We start from the raw sequence: 438 nt of genomic DNA, 5'->3' as shown, positions 1-438 counted from the left end.
GGAGTTAACTCTGTCTGCCGTTTATGTCGCCGTTCCTCAGTAGACAAATCTGCCCAGTCATTCTCTAAGGCAAACAGGCGGTCACAATAGGCTAAACCCTTAGCACCTAAAGAAGTCTTGTCTGTCTTCTTAGGAGTCGCCTCAAAAAACTTTCTCCTGACATGAGCCCAACAGCCAACCAGCTGTGCCTTGTCTAACTGCCGATAGGCCGACAGCGGTTCGCAGTTAACCAAGCTTAGCGTCGCTTCGCTCCTAAACCTTGGACTGCTATCGCATAGGCAGAACTAAAGGACTAAAGTCCTAAGTTACTGCCGTAACATATCACAGTGTACATAACCCGCACAATCTCCAAGAAATTCCTCCACAACCAAGCCACTCCGTCGTTTGTCATGATGATAGAGGGTAATTCCATTTTTCTCATGTTTCCCAGACAAGAAA

1 pseudogene is annotated in these 438 nt (G+C 47.0%); it reads right to left on the bottom strand.

The features are described from left to right. Positions 1-215, bottom strand: a pseudogene (locus SST62_RS1000000112435) (IS66 family transposase); the annotation flags it as partial. Between the last annotated feature and the right edge of the window lie 223 nt (positions 216-438).

Source organism: Streptococcus suis YS56 (assembly GCF_000440115.1).
Taxonomy (GTDB): Bacteria; Bacillota; Bacilli; order Lactobacillales; family Streptococcaceae; genus Streptococcus; species Streptococcus suis_L.
The sequence above is the reverse complement of the archived record's forward strand: the minus strand, read 5'-3'. Positions and strand labels throughout refer to the sequence as shown.